At 52.8% G+C, this 16,578-nt stretch carries 13 protein-coding genes and 1 pseudogene; 7 read left to right on the top strand and 7 right to left on the bottom strand.

The window, feature by feature from the left end; genetic code table 11:
* Nucleotides 1-73 precede the first annotated feature (73 nt).
* The 4 genes from FUA23_RS01145 (at nt 74) to FUA23_RS01160 (ending at nt 3,853) form a co-directional block, all read left to right on the top strand.
* Nucleotides 74-1,369: an amidohydrolase gene (locus FUA23_RS01145; protein ID WP_147928862.1), complete on the top strand. Its 1,296-nt coding sequence runs from the start codon at nt 74-76 to the stop codon at nt 1,367-1,369.
* A gap of 91 nt (nt 1,370-1,460) precedes the next feature.
* Entirely contained in the window at nt 1,461-2,417 is a 957-nt protein-coding gene (locus FUA23_RS01150) for a DUF4421 family protein (protein ID WP_147928863.1), read from the top strand.
* Nucleotides 2,417-2,767, top strand: coding sequence for a DoxX family protein (locus FUA23_RS01155; protein ID WP_147928864.1), 351 nt, complete (start codon nt 2,417-2,419; stop codon nt 2,765-2,767). The genes FUA23_RS01150 and FUA23_RS01155 overlap by 1 nt, the downstream gene beginning before the upstream one ends.
* 117 nt (nt 2,768-2,884) lie before the next feature.
* Complete coding sequence (locus tag FUA23_RS01160; RefSeq protein WP_147928865.1) at nt 2,885-3,853, top strand: TonB family protein; 969 nt, start codon at nt 2,885-2,887, stop codon at nt 3,851-3,853.
* 14 nt (nt 3,854-3,867) lie between these two features.
* Here FUA23_RS01160 and FUA23_RS01165 read toward each other — a convergent pair whose 3' ends face one another.
* From FUA23_RS01165 to gyrA, 3 genes are all read right to left on the bottom strand, one after another.
* Nucleotides 3,868-5,817 carry a glycoside hydrolase family 13 protein gene (locus tag FUA23_RS01165; protein WP_147928866.1) on the bottom strand — a complete coding sequence of 650 codons (1,950 nt, stop codon included), beginning with the start codon at nt 5,815-5,817 and terminating at the stop codon, nt 3,868-3,870.
* Nucleotides 5,818-6,199: 382 nt separating this feature from the next.
* The gene (locus FUA23_RS01170; protein ID WP_147928867.1) at nt 6,200-7,534 is read right to left on the bottom strand and encodes a hypothetical protein; all 1,335 of its coding nucleotides are present in this window, start codon (nt 7,532-7,534) and stop codon (nt 6,200-6,202) included.
* A 249-nt stretch (nt 7,535-7,783) separates the two neighbouring features.
* Nucleotides 7,784-10,342, bottom strand: a complete 2,559-nt coding sequence (gene gyrA / locus FUA23_RS01175) for a DNA gyrase subunit A (RefSeq protein WP_147928868.1) — start codon at nt 10,340-10,342, stop codon at nt 7,784-7,786.
* Nucleotides 10,343-10,633: 291 nt separating this feature from the next.
* On the opposite strand from gyrA, the gene FUA23_RS01180 reads away from it, so the two are divergent.
* The 3 genes from FUA23_RS01180 to porT all read left to right on the top strand — a co-directional run bounded on the left by FUA23_RS01180 (nt 10,634) and on the right by porT (nt 13,426).
* Entirely contained in the window at nt 10,634-11,749 is a 1,116-nt protein-coding gene (locus FUA23_RS01180; protein WP_147928869.1) for a TlpA family protein disulfide reductase, read from the top strand.
* Between the two features lie 172 nt (nt 11,750-11,921).
* Nucleotides 11,922-12,659: a bifunctional demethylmenaquinone methyltransferase/2-methoxy-6-polyprenyl-1,4-benzoquinol methylase UbiE gene (gene ubiE, locus FUA23_RS01185; RefSeq protein WP_147928870.1), complete on the top strand. Its 738-nt coding sequence runs from the start codon at nt 11,922-11,924 to the stop codon at nt 12,657-12,659.
* Nucleotides 12,660-12,706: 47 nt separating this feature from the next.
* Nucleotides 12,707-13,426, top strand: a complete 720-nt coding sequence (gene porT, locus FUA23_RS01190; RefSeq protein ID WP_246143969.1) for a type IX secretion/gliding motility protein PorT/SprT — start codon at nt 12,707-12,709, stop codon at nt 13,424-13,426.
* A gap of 148 nt (nt 13,427-13,574) precedes the next feature.
* Here porT and FUA23_RS01195 read toward each other — a convergent pair whose 3' ends face one another.
* The 4 genes and pseudogenes from FUA23_RS01195 to FUA23_RS23020 form a co-directional block, all read right to left on the bottom strand.
* Nucleotides 13,575-14,090, bottom strand: coding sequence for a DUF1440 domain-containing protein (locus tag FUA23_RS01195; RefSeq protein WP_147928872.1), 516 nt, complete (start codon nt 14,088-14,090; stop codon nt 13,575-13,577).
* Between the two features lie 69 nt (nt 14,091-14,159).
* The gene (gene tpiA, locus FUA23_RS01200) at nt 14,160-14,921 is read right to left on the bottom strand and encodes a triose-phosphate isomerase (protein ID WP_246143970.1); all 762 of its coding nucleotides are present in this window, start codon (nt 14,919-14,921) and stop codon (nt 14,160-14,162) included.
* A gap of 121 nt (nt 14,922-15,042) precedes the next feature.
* The gene (gene bioB, locus FUA23_RS01205) at nt 15,043-16,125 is read right to left on the bottom strand and encodes a biotin synthase BioB (RefSeq protein ID WP_147928873.1); all 1,083 of its coding nucleotides are present in this window, start codon (nt 16,123-16,125) and stop codon (nt 15,043-15,045) included.
* A 322-nt stretch (nt 16,126-16,447) separates the two neighbouring features.
* A pseudogene (locus FUA23_RS23020) lies at nt 16,448-16,578 on the bottom strand (IS5 family transposase); the annotation flags it as partial.

Here is a 16,578-nt window from a genome sequence, read left to right on the forward strand (position 1 = left end):
TTCATGCGGTGCAACGTATTTGGTAATCTATAAATTCAATATCCGTATATTCGCTCGTTCTAAATCAACTACTATGCGTAACCTTCTTCTTGTATTCTGTCTGCTTTCTGCCACTTTGTTTGCCCAGGCGCAGCCCGACGCTAAAACCGCACGGGCCGCGGCCGAGATCGAGTCTAAGGTGATCGGGTGGCGGCATCACCTCCATGAGAACCCCGAACTGAGCAACCGCGAGTTCGAGACCGCCAGGTACGTCGAGAAACATCTCCGTGGCCTTGGCCTGGAGGTGAAAACCGGCATTGCTTACACCGGCGTGGTGGGTATCCTGAAGGGAGACAAGCCGGGCGGCGTTATCGCGTTGCGTGCTGATATGGACGCATTGCCGGTAACGGAAATCGTTGACCTGCCGTACGCCAGTAAAGTGAAGACGACCTACCTGGGTAAAGACGTAGGGGTGATGCACGCATGTGGCCACGATACCCACGTAGCAATGCTGATGGGAGCCGCCGAACTGCTCAGCAAACGAAAAGCGGAGATTGAAGGTACCGTCATCTTTATTTTTCAGCCAGCTGAAGAGGGCGCTCCGAAGGAAGAAGGAGGGGGAGCCAGAATGATGGTGGAGGAAGGTGTTTTGTCCGACTACAACGTAGAAACCGCCTTTGGTATCCACATCAATTCCCAGACTCCGGTAGGGCACGTAAATTACAAGCCCGGCGGCGCGATGGCGGCCAGTAACCCGTTCAAAATAGTGGTGAAGGGTAAGCAGGCGCACGGTTCGGCTCCCTGGGCCAGCGTGGATCCCGTTGTAGCTGCCGCTCAGATCATCATCGGCCTGCAAACCATCGTTTCCCGCCAGATGGACCTGACCAAAGAGCCCGTGGTGATCTCGGTAGGTAAGATCGAAGGTGGAGTCCGGAATAATATCATCCCCGATGAGGTAACCCTCATCGGTACCATTCGTACCCTCGACCGGGCAATGAAGAAAGATGTGTTCGAACGTATTCACAAAACGGCAACCAGCATCGCCGAGGCGAGCGGAGCGAGCGCTGAAGTAGAAATCCAGGACGGAACCCTCATCACTTTCAACGATCCCGAAATCACCCGCCGCCTCATGCCGACCGTGGTCGCTACGGCGGGAGAAGACAATGTCCACCTGATCCGGCCGATCACCGGAGCGGAAGACTTCAGTTTCTACGCCGAGAAGGTGCCCAGCCTCTTTATCTTCCTCGGTGGTATGGATCCCGAAATGAACCGGGCAGATGCCCCCGGGCATCATACTCCGAACTTCCGGGTAGATGACCGGGGACTAAAACTAGGCGTGGAAATTTATACTAACGTAGCGCTGGACTATTTGGGGGGTAAAGCACGTTAAGGTGACCGGAAGGGATCAGAACACACCGATAAAACCAGCAAATGCTGGTTTCTGGCCCTTTTTTTTGATTCATGGATCTTGAATTTTTTGCATGCGTTTTCTGTTCATTTTTGTTTTGGTTTACTTTTTCGGGAGCACTCAGCTTTTCGCTCAGCGGGATTCCAGCTTCATCGAGCACTTCAGTAACCAGGCCCGGATCAACACAGGGTTTCGTTACCGGGATCGTTCGCTGGAGTTCGTCACTTCTTCGGGGGAGGAACTAAAATTAGAGAACGAGGTGCTGGCCTTCAGGATCGGCGGACGGTACAAGTTTGCCAGTTACACGTTCTCGATTCCTGTTGCCGACCTGTCGGCAGGCGCGAACGAGGAAAAAGGCAAAAACCTCGGTCTGGGGCTGACGCTCTTTCTGCGACAGCACCTGCTTTCCGGCAGCTTCAGAAGCACGAAGGGCTTCAGTTCGATTGCTCCGGACGGAGAGCGAACCTTCAGAGAAGACGTCGATCTCTTTTCGGCTACGCTGTATGGCTTTCACGTTTTCAACCACAAACGCTTCAGCCTGCGCTCAAGCTTCAAGCAAAGAGACCGCCAACTAAAGAGTTACGGCTCATTTCTTGGCGGAGCGCTCTTCGATCGCCGGCTACTGACTTCGGACGGATTGTTGGTCCCGCTTGAAAACGGCGAAGAGGAATGGCTTACGCGTCTTGCCCAAACCAAGATTGGGCTTGGGGTGGGCTACGCCCACACTTTCATCCTCGGCAAGCGGGTGTTCATAACGCCCTTTGCGATCGTCGGGCCGGAATTTCGCTTCATCAATACCGATAACGTAAGCGGCAAACGAAAAACGGATAACCTGAGGATAAGTCCACGTTTGCGGGGCTATCTGGCTATCGGCTGGAACGGAGACAAAACTGCGGTCTCACTCAATACTCTTTACTTCCCCGGGCTGGATATCACCGAGAACCTGGATACCCGCTTCGACAACTTCACCGTCGAGCTAAGGGTGACCTGCCGGCTGCAACACTCCGCTGCTCACAAAAAAAAGAACTAATGCCGTTTCTAGTCATTGCCTTTGGAGTGCTGCTTATAGCTGCGGGAGTGTACCACTTCGTAAACCCTGCTTTTTACAACCCGATGATGCCCAGGTGGTTTCCGCGGGAGTTGGCCAACGTCGCTGGCGGCATCGCGGAGGTAATCATCGGTATTGCACTGCTGGTTCCTTCCTGGAAAACCTACGGGCTCTACGCAGCCTGCGCGCTGATGGTCGTCTTTTTGCCACTCCACATCTGGGACCTCCTGAAGCCCAGGCCAGCGATCGGGCCGCATTGGGTGGCAACTATTCGCTTGCTGCTGCAGTTCTTACTGATCTGGTGGCTTTGGTGGGAGGCTTCGGCGAAGTAACGTTAAGATACCGTGAAAATCGCCATATATTGCCCCTCTGTGATGTTAGCTGAGCATACTATTATGCATTCTCCGTTAGTTTTACATCAACACACCAGAAACTGAAAATTAAGTATTATGGAAATCCAAGTTCAATCTGAAGCCGAACAGAACGGCGACCGCAACGGAAAGGTAGCCGCAGGCATCGGTTTTATCTTATTCGTGATCGTACTGCTGATCCCCATTTTCTTTAAGCTCAACCCACCTCCGGGCCAGCCAGGTATCGCGGTGTTGCTTGCTTTCGATGATCAGGGATCGGGAGACAATCCCGCCGGGCCATCGTCTCCTTCGGAGCCGGTAACCGAGCCTCAGCCCGTAGAACCGCCGCCGCCCGCGCCGGAGGTCAAACCTGAACCTGTGCCTGAACCTCCTAAACCATCTTCTACGCCTAAGCCGGTAGTGGAGCAGCGTGATGTAATTCAGGAAGAAACGGCTCAGGATATCGCTATTCGTAAGCAGAAGGCTCAGGAAGAAGCCCGTAAGCGCCAGGAAGAGGAAGTTCGCCGCCGTGAGGAGGCCGCAGCTCAGGCGGCCCGCGATCAGGCAGCCAAAGAGCGCCGTGAACAGGAAGCCCGGGAACAGGCTATCCGCGAAGCCAATGCTAAGGCGGAGGCCGAGCGCCAGGCCCGCGAAGCGCGCGCGCAGGCACTGCGAGACCAACTCTCCGGAGGGCTCTCCGGCAGCGGCAGCGGCTCGGGCGATACCGGTAAACCCGGTACCCAGGGACGCCCCGACGGTGTGAACGACGGAAGCGGAATCGTTGCCGGCTCCGGCCGTGTTTCCGGTGGACTTGGTGGTCGTGGGCTGGTTTCCAGCCCTGCCGTGAGGGAAAGCTCCCAAAAGTCGGGTACGGTTATCGTTGAGGTATGTGTAGGAGCGGATGGAAAGGTTACTACCGCCAAGTTTACCCAGTCGGGCAGTACTACCGCTGACCCCACACTGGTGAAGGCAGCCGTCGACAATGCTAAGACCTGGAAGTTCTCTTCCGATGCTACCGCTCCACCTTCGCAGTGCGGAAGAATCACTTATACCTTCAAGGTACAGTAACGATTCTCAACCAATTATTGCAACAACAGCACGCGGGCTTCCTTGCCCGCCAGACCTATCTTTTGCAGTGAAACCGATTCCTTGCCTCTGGTGAGGTCAAGGCCGGTTTTGTAGCCGCCAACCATCTCTTGGTAAGGGGAGAGATCGTCGAGCGAAACAGCTTCGTTGTTCCCGTTAAAAACCACCATCACCGTTTCGTCTCCCTGGTGGCGGAAGTACACGTATACTCCGTCTCTGGGCACGAACTGGGTGAGCTTTCCGGTGGAAAGCGCTTTGCTGGCACGACGGTAAGTTGCCAGCGACGAAACGAATTCATGCAGAGCAGCCTGCGTAGCATTACGCCCGTCGGAGGTGAAAAGGTCGGTTTTGTCCCCCGGCCATCCGCCGGGGAAATCGACACGGCCGCCTTCGCCGAATGATCCGCCGGCTCCGGTAAGGCCCACCTCCGCGCCGTAGTAGAGCATCGGTATGCCGCGCATTGTCAACAGCAGCGCGAAGGCACTTTTCATCTTGGTTACGTCTTCGCCCAGCGAGGTGAAAACGCGGGCAACGTCGTGGTTATCGAGAAAGATTACGTTTCTGGACGGGTCTTCATACAGGTAATCCTGGGCGAGCGTATAGTACAACCTGTTTACGCCTTCTGCCCAGCCGGGGTCGCGCCCCAGTGCTTCGTGGATTGCGTGGTAGAGCTGGAAATCTGTGACACCCGGCAGGTTGGTGTCGAATGCTTCGTGCAGCTTCCGGCCGCCCGCAAACCAGGCCTGAATTCCTATCCCGTTCATCCAGGTTTCTCCGTAGATACCCAGGTGCGGAATTTCCTGAAGTAACCGACGGTTCCATTCTGCGGCGAAGTCTCCGTCTGCGTAGGCGTAGGTATCGATCCGGTAGGCGTCCTGATTCGACCACAGGGTCCACCAGATGCTGTTCTGAATAAGGTAGTTGGCCACGTGTTTATTCTGCTGGTTGAGGTCCGGCATGTGCTTGTCGAACCAGCCGTCGGTCATCAGCTTGCGGTCGTATTCGCTTGCGTTGGGATCGAGGAGTGTAGGGGCCCGATAAGTTGTTTTGGTATATTCCGGCCACTGGTGAATCCAATCTGTTCCGGGGAGGTCCCGCATGAGGTAGTGCTGGTCACCAACGTGGTTGAAGATTACATCCATAATTACCTTGATGCCTTTTTCGTGGGCTTTAGCGACCAGCTCTTTGTACTTTTCGTTGTCGCCCAGGCGGGGATCGATGCTGTAGTGATCAGTAACGGCGTAACCGTGATAACTGGCGTAGGCCTGGTTGTTTTCCAGGACAGGATTGAGCCAGAGAGCCGTGACTCCGAGCTTATGCAGGTAGTCCAGTTTATTGATGATCCCCTGCAGATCGCCACCGTGCCGGAAGAAAAATTTCTGACGGTTCAGCAAGGTGTCATGCGTGCCGGCAACGACATCATTAGAAGGATCGCCGTTGGCAAACCGGTCGGGCATGACAAGGTAAATCATGTCCTGGGGCCCCAGTTGATCCCGGTCTACCCAGTCCTTACGGGGGTGGGGCAGTAACTCATAAGTTATGGTTTTTGGGGCGCGGCCGCGGGATGCAAGCTCCAGTTTTAAGGAGCATGGTTTTGTGCCGGGACTGATCCGAAGACCTATGAACAGATAGTTCGGGTTGGCCTCTCTGCTTACATACTCTACCGAAACACCTGGTTGCTGTACCGCAACGCTGGTATACGCAGCTATATCTTTTTCGTGAACCATTATTTCGAGCGCGGGCTCCTCCATGTTGGTCCACCAGTTGGGCGGGAATACACCCGTGTTGTCGGGATTTTCAAGTCCGGTTGGCTCACGCAGGAAGTATTCCGACTCCGGCTGACCAAGCGCCCGCTGCTGCATCGGGTCATCGTTGTAAACAGCAGGGTCCTGGGCAAAACAATTCAACGCTCCAATCGCCAGCGCGAGGAGTAAAAGGGTTTTCATACTACTTTTCATGGTGTGAATATAAGGTCTTCTTTCAGACTGTAAACTTCTTTTCGTAACACAGTAACTGTGCGAAGCTACGGGCCATTGTTTGCTCAAAAAACTGCCCTTGCACCTGCGACCGCGCCCACAAATCAGGTCAGTTGAGCAAAAGGAAATGGCTGTGATTGCCTCCGGAAAGTTTGACCAGGCAGGACCGTGAGGTCTTCGTTTTCTTTAGCTGCGGTTTCAACAACAAGGTATATTGTCATCGGGCGCAAGCCAGATTGTCGAGTGGGTGTAAAGCCATAAAAGCCGGCCGGACCGCCATTAAATAAAATGGGCTGGTTGCACAGCAACCAGCCCATTCTGCTTTGGAAATAAGAGTTCCGGTGGGAATCTCTTACATGCCTTTCTCCTTGAAGTAAGACTTCTCAACTGTTCCACCGGCCTGGATGGTCTCGATCCGTGTCTTGAACTCGCCGGAAATTTCGTACTCGCTGTTACGGGCGTACATTTCCTTAAGGGCGATAAGGGTGTTCAAGTCGCTTGGGTCAGCCATTTCTGCTTTCTGGAAGTAAGGAAGCGCTTTGTTGAACTCAGCGTCTACTTTTTCTTTCAGTTCTGCGTACTTTTTCTGGCCTTCTTTGCTGAAGTCGCTGTCGAGCTCAACGAGCTGCTGAGACATGCTTGCACCGCGGTTGTAGATCATAGCACCGAGGCTGTAGATCAGGCGGGCAGCTTCGGGGTCTTTGGTAAGACCTTCTTCGTACTTGCTCTGAGCCTTCATGAAGTACTCATCGGCAGCTTCAGTGTTGCCTTCCTCTTTGTTGCTGTTGTAGAGCTGCTCGTACACCTGGCCGAGGGTAGCGTAGAGGCTGATGTTGTCAGGTTCTCTTGCAATCGCTTCGTCAAGTTTAGCAGTGAGCACGTCCAGTTGCTTTTCAGCGAGGTAGTAGTTGATCTCAGTAAAGAGGAGCGAGCTTTCGTCAGGGAAAGCAGCACGGCCTTCCTGAAGAACCTTGAAGGCGTTCTCTTTGTCACCCTTGGCGTCGTAGACCTTGTAGAGGCCATCGTAAACAGAAGCGTCGTCGTACTTGGCTTCGTAGAGGCTTACGAACAGTGGCTCGGCAGTCTCGAAGTCTTCCATCAGGATGGCAGAAAGGCCACCGTAGTACTTCTCATCCATCACTTTAGTGTCGTCAAGGCTGGATTCTCCTCCGTTTGCACCGAGGAATTCGTGAACCATCACGCTGGTCTGGAAAGCGTCCAGAGATGCTTTGTAGTCCTGGTCTTTGATGGCGTAGATGCCTTCGTTGGAAAGGTTAGCCTGAAGTGCAGCGAGTCCTTTGAGGGCTGCCTTTTTATCTTTCTTACCTTTCTTCGGGTCAGCGTTTTTAAACGCCATCATGTAAGCTTCGGCTGCTTTTACAGCGGGGCTTTCAACAAGGTTGGTTACTTCTCCGAGACCGGTAGAGCGGGCCAGTACGTAAGAGTTAACCGCGCCGGAGTAGATGTCACCGGCTTCAACCAATGCCTTGGAGTTGGACTTCATAGAGCCGTCTGCCATTACTTTGTTGATCATGTCAACAGCTTCGGTGAGCTTAGTGGCATCCTGGTTGAGAGTATAAGAATCGAACGCTTTTTTAGCGCTTTTGAGTGCCTCCTCTGCAGTTTGAGCCATTACTGATGTAACGGACAAAAAGAGAACGAGCATGCTGAAGAATAATTTACGCATGGTTGGTTGTTTGTTGGTTTTTCGTAATTGTTGACGCCCTGTATGACGTTTCCTATCCCAAAGGGAACAACATGAAAACGTTAAGCGCGGGCGCAAATGTCGTTAATGGAAGCTTAAAAAAGAAAGATTCCGGAGAGGCAGTGCAAATTGAGCCTCCTCTACTTAAAATGCCCGCCCCACCATTTTGTTCGGCTGGGCGGGCATTACGTTGTGTCGGCAGCGGGTCACCGCTGCTGAAGAGAGCCTGGTCTATTCTTCCTCGTCGTCTTCCCCTGCAGGAACCACGGCGACGTCAGCAATAGAGTCTCCTTTTTCGAGGCGGATGAGCTTAACACCCTGAGTAGAACGGCCCATTACCCGCAGGTCAGCCATTTTGGTCCGGATGAGAATACCCGAGCGGTTGGTGATCATCAGGTCATTGTCTTCTGTGACTCCCTTGATGGTTACCAGCTCACCGGTTTTATCGGTGATGTTCATGGTTTTTACACCTTTACCACCCCGGTTTGTAACGCGGTATTCTTTCCAGTCGGTTCGCTTACCCATTCCCTGGGAGCTCACCACGAGGATGGTCTTGTCCGCATCCTGTTCGTGATCCAGCGTGACCATGCCTACGACTTCGTCGTCGGGGCCGTCGAGCGAGATACCCCGTACACCTGCCGCATTGCGGCCCATGTTCCGGACTTTAGCTTCCTCGAAGTGGATCGCCTGGCCTTTCTTGGTTGCCAGGAAGACCGCACTGCTGCCGTTGGTAAGCTTAACTTCCAGCAACTGATCACCTTCGTTGATGGTGATGGCGTTGATTCCATTGGTCCGCGGACGGCTGTACGCCTCCAGGCTGGTTTTCTTGACCTGGCCACGTTTGGTGGCAAAAATGATGGAATGAGAGTTCAGGAACTCCTCGTCCGTGAGGTCTGCAACGCTGATGTAAGCCTTCACGTTGTCGTCTTTCGGCATCGCGAGGATGTTCTGGATGACGCGACCTGCAGATTGTTTGCCGGCTTCGGGGATCTCGTAGATGCGCAACCAGAAGCAACGTCCCTGCTCGGTGAAGAGCATCAGGTAGTTGTGGTTACTGGCGATAAACATGTGCTCAAGGAAATCCTTGTCCCGTGTTTTGGAGCCGCGGCTGCCGCGGCCACCTCTGCTTTGCGAGCGGTATTCGGCAACGGGCGTACGCTTGATGTAACCGAGTTTAGAGATGGTGACCACAACGTCCTCATCGGGGATCATATCGGTGATCGAAATCTCCGAAGTGTCGAAGCTGATTTCCGAACGGCGCTCGTCTCCGAAGCGGGTTTTTACTTCCGTTAGTTCTTCTTTTACGATGGTGCGTTGGCGTGCTTCGCTGGCCAGGATGTCCTTAAGGTCATCAATGATGCCTTTGATCTCAGCGTATTCTTCGCGGATCTTATCGATTTCAAGACCGGTCAGTTTCTGGAGGCGCATATCGAGGATGGCCTTAGCTTGCCACTCCGAGAGTACATTGTCTCCTTCAACGATGAATTCTCCGGTTTGAACTTCTTCGACGAGATCACGGAACTTGGCCCAGAAGGCTTTTTTGTCGTCGATGAAATCGCCTTTCATCAGTCCCTGCTTCGCTTCTTCCGGGTTGGCGCTGGCGCGGATCAGGGCGATCACTTCGTCCAGATAATCCAGTGCGATCAGCAGACCGATCAGGATGTGGGCCCGGGCAAGGGCTTTGTTGAGCTCGAACTGGGTCCGGCGTTGGATGACTTCGATGCGGAAGAGGATGAACTCTTCCATCTGCTCTTTGAGGTTCAGTGTCATCGGGCGACCGTTGACGAGGCAGACGTTGTTGACACCGTAGCTGCTCTGGAGCGGCGTGTACTTAAAGAGGTAGCTGAGAACGATAGAGGCCATCGCGTCGCGCTTCACTTCTACCTCAACCCGCAGTCCGTCACGGTCCGAAAGATCGGCTACGTTACGGATTCCTTCTACTTTGCCTTCGTTCGCCAGTTCGGCAATTTTCTGGACGAGGACAGATTTGTTTACCTGATAAGGGATCTCGGTAATCACGATCGTCTCGCGGTCATCGGAATCAACAACGATCTCGGTACGTGCGCGCAGTACTACGCGGCCACGGCCGGTACGGAAAGCTTCTTTTACTCCTTCGATACCGTAGATGATACCACCGGTTGGAAAGTCGGGGGCTTTAACGAACTCCATGAGTTCGTCGATGGTGATTTCCGGATTGTCAACAGTCGCAATGATTCCATCGACCACCTCATTGAGGTTGTGGGGCATCATGTTGGTTGCCATACCTACAGCGATACCAGAGGCACCGTTCACGAGGAGGTTCGGTATTTTTGTAGGTAGAACAGTAGGTTCCTTCAGCGTGTCGTCGAAGTTGAGCTGATGGTCTACGGTGTCTTTATCGAGATCACCAAGGATGCTTTCGCTGATGCGACGCATCCGGGCCTCGGTATATCGCATTGCAGCGGGAGAGTCGCCATCCATGGAGCCGAAGTTACCCTGCCCGTCTACAAGAGGGTAGCGGAGGCTCCAGTCCTGGGCCATCCGCACCATGGTGTCGTAAACAGAAGTGTCTCCGTGAGGGTGGTATTTACCAAGCACCTCACCAACAATACGGGCCGATTTTTTGTGGCTGTTGCGGAAGCTCAGTCCGAGCTGTTCCATACCGAAAAGTACGCGGCGGTGCACTGGTTTCAGTCCGTCGCGTACATCGGGCAGAGCCCGGCTCACGATCACCGACATCGAATAGTCGATGTAAGCCGATTTCATCTGGTCTTCAATGTTGACCGGGATGATTCGCTGTTTATCTGGCATATTTTTTTATCTGGTATCTAAATCTTTTGCAGTATTTTGGCGCGGCCGCTGGTACAGGGATCGTTGAAAGCCAGGGTAGAAAGAGCCAGCGTTAAACTGGCGGAGACTACCATGCTCTTCAACCTTTTTTGCACCTGCGTCAGCGCCCGTAAAACACGCTCTGCAAGTCCGTTCAGGACTGTTCGCGAAGGTACAAATTTTCCCGCCGTTTACCTATTTTTACGGCCCTAAAACCCCTCCGGAAACCTGGATTTTATCAACCCTCACCCTGTTAACAAACTCAACGCAACCATGAAGCGCATTTTACCTCTTTTCTGTCTTCTTTTTTTCATGTTTTCCTGTGGTCAGGACCCTGCTATGGACCCACTGGTAGCTGCCCGCCAAAAGCTGGAACTGGCGACATCGGTCTCCTTTGAGATGAGCCAGGTATGGAATAATACCTACCTGAACGACACGCTTGTGGACCCCATCCGCAAGGGCATTTTTCTACGCACTGATCAGGCAGATTTTCCCTACGATTTTATCTATGAGGGCGAGAATGTTACAAGTGTCAATCTCAACGGACAACTGAGAAAAGTCGAGTTGCAAAAGGGCCGAATCATCACCTTTTCTCCTGAAGAGGCCATCGAGGACTTAGCTTATGAAGGTAACTATTACAGCATGCTGACGCCTATGATGCTGGTGAAAGACACAGCCTGGTCACGTGCCGGAGCCGAGGAGAATATCGTGTACTATGATAAAGTAATGACAGACACCGTAGATGAGTACGGGCACCATTATTTTTTTGCCCGCCTGCACATCGATTCGCTTTCTTCTCAAGTCGTAATGCGTGAGCAGATGTCCACCCGTGATGGGAAACCGGTACAGCACATTCAACGTATTTTCTCGAACTTCGCATACAACGAGGTTGATGACCTTACCTATGCCTATCCGGAAGGCTTCCAAACCATCGCTTATGCCGACCTGGAACAACAAAGAGAAAATGAATTGATAAAGGTGGGCGATCACCTACCTGAGTTTGACCTCACAGATGTGGATGGCAATACCTACTCCGAAAAGACACTTGAGGGGAAAAAGGCGGTTTTCGTCTTCTCCTTCATCGGCTGTGGTGGCTGTGAGTTGGCGCGCAAGGATTTGGCGAAATCCGGTTTTCAATTTTCAGACGACTATGTTGCCCTGTACGTGAACCCAATGAATACCGCTGAACAGATTGCCAACTACCACCTGAACAAACCCTGGCCCTTCAAATTAGCCGCCACCGATTATGATTTTTCCGCAAAGTTCGGCGTTTACAGCTATCCGACCTTTATAACTGTGGACGAGTCCGGCATCGTAGAGGAGGTAATAGAAGGGTACGAAGAGGAGGAATTCTTAGAATTCCTCGCTGGCAAGGGAAGTGTCCGCTAAAACAATCTATGTCCGAAAAGCAGCAAATCGGATTTCCGGGGATGAAAGAATGGAACTCATCAGTCGTTAATTTCAGGCTCTTTGGCGTGCTTCTCCGCAGGAGGGGAAGAATTAGTCGATAAGCTTTCACTTTTTTCTGAAACCTTCTGTGGTGCCGCTGGTTCCTTAGGGTATGACGCACGATCACGATACCGTAAAGCCATACGGCCACGCCAGTTCCAAGAAAGCCGAAGTAGGCGAAATGTTTGACAGCATTGCCCCAACTTATGATCTCCTGAACCGCGGCACCTCCCTCGGGGTGGATACGCTCTGGCGGGCAAAGATGATTCGCCAGCTTGATGCTTCGGTACACAAGAAAATACTTGACGTTGCTACCGGGACGGCAGACGTGGCCATCCAAACCGTTAAGCGGGCCAACGTAGACCACGTGACGGGCCTCGACCTTAGCGAGGGGATGCTCAGCTACGGCCGCAAAAAAGTAACTGCTGCCGGCCTGGACGAACGCATCACCCTGGTACAGGGCGACAGTGAGAACCTGCCCTATGCTGACGATTCATTTGATGCCGTAACGGTTTCCTTCGGCGTGCGCAACTTCGAAAACCTCGAAAAAGGCTTGTCAGAAATGCGCCGCGTCCTCCGGCCGGGAGGGAAATTAGTGATTCTGGAGTTCAGTCGGATTACCTTTGCGCCGATTCGTTGGGGGTTTAATTTCTACTTCGGTAAAATTATGCCGCTGATTGGTCGTTTACAGTCCAAAGATCCCAGAGCTTATGCCTACCTGTTCGAGAGCGTACAGGCCTTTCCCAGCGGTAAGACCTTCACGAGCATTCTCGATGAAGTAGGCTACAAACAAACTGAATGCAAAGCGTTAACTTTCGGAATAGCCTCCATCTACACCGCCGTGAAGTAAAAAATCGTAGGCCGGAATTCACTTACCCTGGTAAGATTAGTAAGAGATTGTCCTTCACCGCAAGGGTGCTGGGGCTCTTTCTTTGTCTTTCTCTCTTACCTGCGGTAGCCTCGGCCCAGTTCACCGGCGGCAACAACTATAATTTTTACGACTTCCAGAACAAGCCATTCTATTTCGGCCTGACGCTTGGTTTCAACTCCAGCCGGTACACGCCTTACCGAAGCGAGGAGTTCATCTACTCAGATTCCATCATCGGGGTGAAGAGCCTCAATGGACCGGGCTTCAACCTCAACATGATCGCGAACCTGAAAATCGGTCAGTACTTCGATTTTCGGTTTACCCCCGGGTTCAGTTTCGCCGAGCGAAAGTTGAACTATACCCAGAACGCAAACACCATCCGCGAAATCGAAAAGTCTGTTCAGTCGGTATTCGTCGAGATGCCTTTCCTGTTCCGGTACAAATCTGCACCCTACAGGGATAAGCGCTTGTTCCTCATTGGGGGGGTGAAGTACAGTTTTGATGTTGCCAGCGAAAGCCGCGCCAAACAGGCGGACGGGAATCTGCTGAGGATCAGTCCGCATGATTTTCATATAGAATACGGAGCCGGAATTCAGTTCTTCTTCGACTACTTCATTTTCTCTCCGGAATTCAAGGTCAGCCAGGGCATAGGTAATACATTGCTATTCAACCCGAACCTGCCGGAAAGTACCGCACTGGAGAAAGTACTTAGCCGGACGTTCACCATCAGTTTCCATATTGAAGGGTAGGGCGTAAGGTCAGGAAGTTTTACTTTCCTTGGCAGCTTCGCGCTGTTTGCCCTAAACCACTTCGTTTCAGGTATAAGCGACAATTTGGTTGGTGCGCTCCTGAGTTATTGTTTTCTCAATGCTCCGGAGCATTTTCGGGAACAGGTCCCTATTCTACAGCATAAAAATCATCCTCTGTCATTTCATGACCAATGAAATCATGATCGTTCAATACATACTGCCGCATTCCGCGGCGGACGATTTCGAGGGTTGCGGCGTAGACAAGATGTCCGACAAACTCGTTTACTGCGTACTCGCGTTTTGTCTGGGTTGGCCAGGGTTCCAGGTCTAATAGTGGGACTACCGAGCCATGCGTACCTCCGTAGAACGCAAGGCCAAAAGGAAGTCCAAGGCCTGAGGTTACAACCGGAGCTACTTCTGCTGCCGCACCGTAAATGATGCCGGTGCCAACACCAAACGATCCGTGAATAGCTAGTGATGTACTTTCTGCATCTTTACCTGAGAAGTCTTTACCACTGATTCGCTCAGCGAGTTTGACCGGCGGAGTTGAGGTTTCTTCGTCGCGTACGGGGAAATATTCTTCCCATACTGTTTTTGCGATGGTAGCTGCCACGCCGGCTGCGAAGCCGCAGAGTGCACCTTTCAGGAAGTTGCTGGATTTCATGAATCAGATTTTTCCTGATAAACCGTAATGGTGGGCTCAGTTGTTCGAAACTGAGCCCATCCCGTCATTTTACAACGCCTTAATGATAGGCACGAAGTTCTCAGCGCTGAGGCTGGCGCCACCAACGAGACCGCCGTCGACGTCCGGCATGCTGAAGAGCTCCTCCGCGTTAGCGGGTTTAACGGAACCGCCGTAAAGAATGGTGGTACCATCGGCGACCGACTGGCCGAATTGGTTGGCAATCTGAGTGCGGATGAATTGGTGCATATCCTGCGCCTGTTGGGGGCTTGCGGTAACACCGGTCCCGATGGCCCATACGGGTTCGTAAGCGATAACGACCTGCTCCATCTGCTCCGGTGCGAGGCTGAAAAGTGCCTGCTCGATCTGCTTGCCAACGATCATCTCGTGGCTCCCGGCCTCCCGGATGTCGAGCTTCTCACCACAGCAGTAAATGGGAAGTATACCTGCTGCAAGGGCCTTATTGATTTTAGTATTGATCAGGTGATCGTCTTCACCGAAGTAATCACGGCGTTCTGAGTGGCCAAGAATCACATAGTCTATACCGGCATCAGCGAGCATTGCTGCGCTGAGTTCACCGGTGTAAGCACCTTTATCTTCGTGGTGCATATTCTGAGCCGCTACGTAGTAACCTTCGTGCTTTGCTGTAATTTCCTTGATCTGCATCAGCTGGATAGCGGGTACACCGAATACTACCTTAGTTGCCGGGGGGCCGGCAGCAGTAATTATTCCTTCGGCCAGTGCCTGGCCTTCGGAGGGGGTAGTATTCATTTTCCAATTGCCAGCGGCCATTGTACGGGAGTGGGTAGACATAAATTTGTGGGTTTAAATAATCCGGGGGGATTTGTTTTGGGGTCTGTTGAAAACCAGAGAACTGATAAGTAAAGAATTAGTTCCTTTTTCTCTGGTATCAATCCTGCTGAATTATGAAAGTCTACTTTCTCTTGGCTTCGTTACGCTCAATCTTGTGCCCGGGCCGGCTCCACTTGATGCGGGTTTTCTCTCCGGGAGCGCCCGGGTCGGCTTTCACTTCGGGTTTGCAGCCTTTGGCGTATGCAGTTGCAGGTTTCAGCCCCAGAGAGTCGAACATTTCGAGGTCTTCGAAGGCTTCGGGGTTAGGAGTGGTGAGCAGTTTGTCGCCGGCAAAGATAGAGCCTGCTCCGGCCAGGAAGCAAAGCGCTTGTCCTTCGGGGGTCATGCTGGTGCGGCCCGCACTCAGGCGAACTGTAGTGGTGGGCATCATGATGCGGGTGACGGCGATCATGCGGACCATCTCGAAAATGTCGACTGGTTTTTGCTCTTCCAGCGGTGTCCCCTCCACTGCAACGAGGGCGTTGATCGGGACAGATTCCGGTTGTGGCGAGAGGCTGGCGAGGGTCATGAGCATCTTCAGGCGATCGTCGATACTTTCTCCCATGCCGATGATGCCCCCGGAGCAAACCGTGAGGCCGGCCTTCCGCGCGTTGCCGATCGTTTCGATGCGGTCTTCGTAGCCACGGGTGGAAATCACTTCCTTGTAGTATTCTTCGGAACTGTCCAGGTTATGGTTGTAGGCGTAAAGACCGGCAGCGGCCAGGCGTTCGGCTTGATTGGGGGTCAGCATACCCAGGGTGGCACAGACTTCCATGTCGAGGCCGTTGACCGTACGTACAAGGTCGAGCACCTGTTCAAATTCGGCGTCGTCTTTCACATTGCGCCATGCAGCGCCCATACAAAGACGGCTGGAGCCAAGGCCTTTGGCACGGGTGGCGGCGGTTTTTACTTGCTCTACAGTCATGAGGGCATTTTCCTCGATGTCAGTATGGTAACGTGCAGCCTGGGGGCAGTAGCCACAGTCTTCGGGGCATCCACCGGTTTTGATGCTCAGCAGGCTGGCCATCTGTACTTCATTAGGGTCGTGGTGCTGGCGGTGTACGCCTGCGGCACGGAAGACGAGGTCCATCAATGGGCTGGCGTGCAGCTCACGGAGAGCGTCGAGGGTCCAGCGTTGGGTGATTGGTTCAGATTTTGCGGTCATATGGCTTGGATTGCGAGGGGCAAATATAGGTAAACCCGCAAGTAGTCAGGCAGTCTAATGATGGGGTGTTAAAACGGAAAAGGCAGCTGCGTAATTTTTCGACTATTTACCGGCCCGACTTTCAGGGGCGGGGACGCAGGTGCAAAGAGGGTTTTGGGGTGGCTCCTCCGGCCTTAAAAGGTAGGGAGACGGAGATGTTATTCGTCTATGAACGCAAGTATTCGTTAAGAGCGTGTCTAAAAATTCGAGTCAAGATTTCTCTGTATTGACGATAGAACCATCTGAATGTTGGCCATCAAAATGAATGAAGCCGAATTTTCTATCGTTCGTTCCAGGTCCTTGGTGATTCTGCGATAGAAATTCATCCAGGCGAAGCTTCTTTCGACTACCCACCGCTTGGCTTCTACTACAAACCCCTTCGAGCCTTCCGGTCTTGATGGGCACTCAAAGACA

The sequence above is a fragment of the Neolewinella aurantiaca genome (genome assembly GCF_008014675.1).
Classification (GTDB): domain Bacteria; phylum Bacteroidota; class Bacteroidia; order Chitinophagales; family Saprospiraceae; genus Neolewinella; species Neolewinella aurantiaca.

Excerpts from the sequence above, each read along its gene's own strand:
- FUA23_RS01145 (WP_147928862.1), top strand. The coding sequence starts at position 74 with ATGCGTAACCTTCTTCTTGTATTCTGTCTGCTTTCTGCCACTTTGTTT.
- FUA23_RS01150 (WP_147928863.1), top strand. The coding sequence starts at position 1,461 with ATGCGTTTTCTGTTCATTTTTGTTTTGGTTTACTTTTTCGGGAGCACT.
- FUA23_RS01155 (WP_147928864.1), top strand. The coding sequence starts at position 2,417 with ATGCCGTTTCTAGTCATTGCCTTTGGAGTGCTGCTTATAGCTGCGGGA.
- FUA23_RS01160 (WP_147928865.1), top strand. The coding sequence starts at position 2,885 with ATGGAAATCCAAGTTCAATCTGAAGCCGAACAGAACGGCGACCGCAAC.
- FUA23_RS01165 (WP_147928866.1), bottom strand. The coding sequence starts at position 5,817 with ATGAAAACCCTTTTACTCCTCGCGCTGGCGATTGGAGCGTTGAATTGT.
- FUA23_RS01170 (WP_147928867.1), bottom strand. The coding sequence starts at position 7,534 with ATGCGTAAATTATTCTTCAGCATGCTCGTTCTCTTTTTGTCCGTTACA.
- gyrA (WP_147928868.1), bottom strand. The coding sequence starts at position 10,342 with ATGCCAGATAAACAGCGAATCATCCCGGTCAACATTGAAGACCAGATG.
- FUA23_RS01180 (WP_147928869.1), top strand. The coding sequence starts at position 10,634 with ATGAAGCGCATTTTACCTCTTTTCTGTCTTCTTTTTTTCATGTTTTCC.
- ubiE (WP_147928870.1), top strand. The coding sequence starts at position 11,922 with ATGACGCACGATCACGATACCGTAAAGCCATACGGCCACGCCAGTTCC.
- FUA23_RS01195 (WP_147928872.1), bottom strand. The coding sequence starts at position 14,090 with ATGAAATCCAGCAACTTCCTGAAAGGTGCACTCTGCGGCTTCGCAGCC.
- tpiA (WP_246143970.1), bottom strand. The coding sequence starts at position 14,921 with ATGTCTACCCACTCCCGTACAATGGCCGCTGGCAATTGGAAAATGAAT.
- bioB (WP_147928873.1), bottom strand. The coding sequence starts at position 16,125 with ATGACCGCAAAATCTGAACCAATCACCCAACGCTGGACCCTCGACGCT.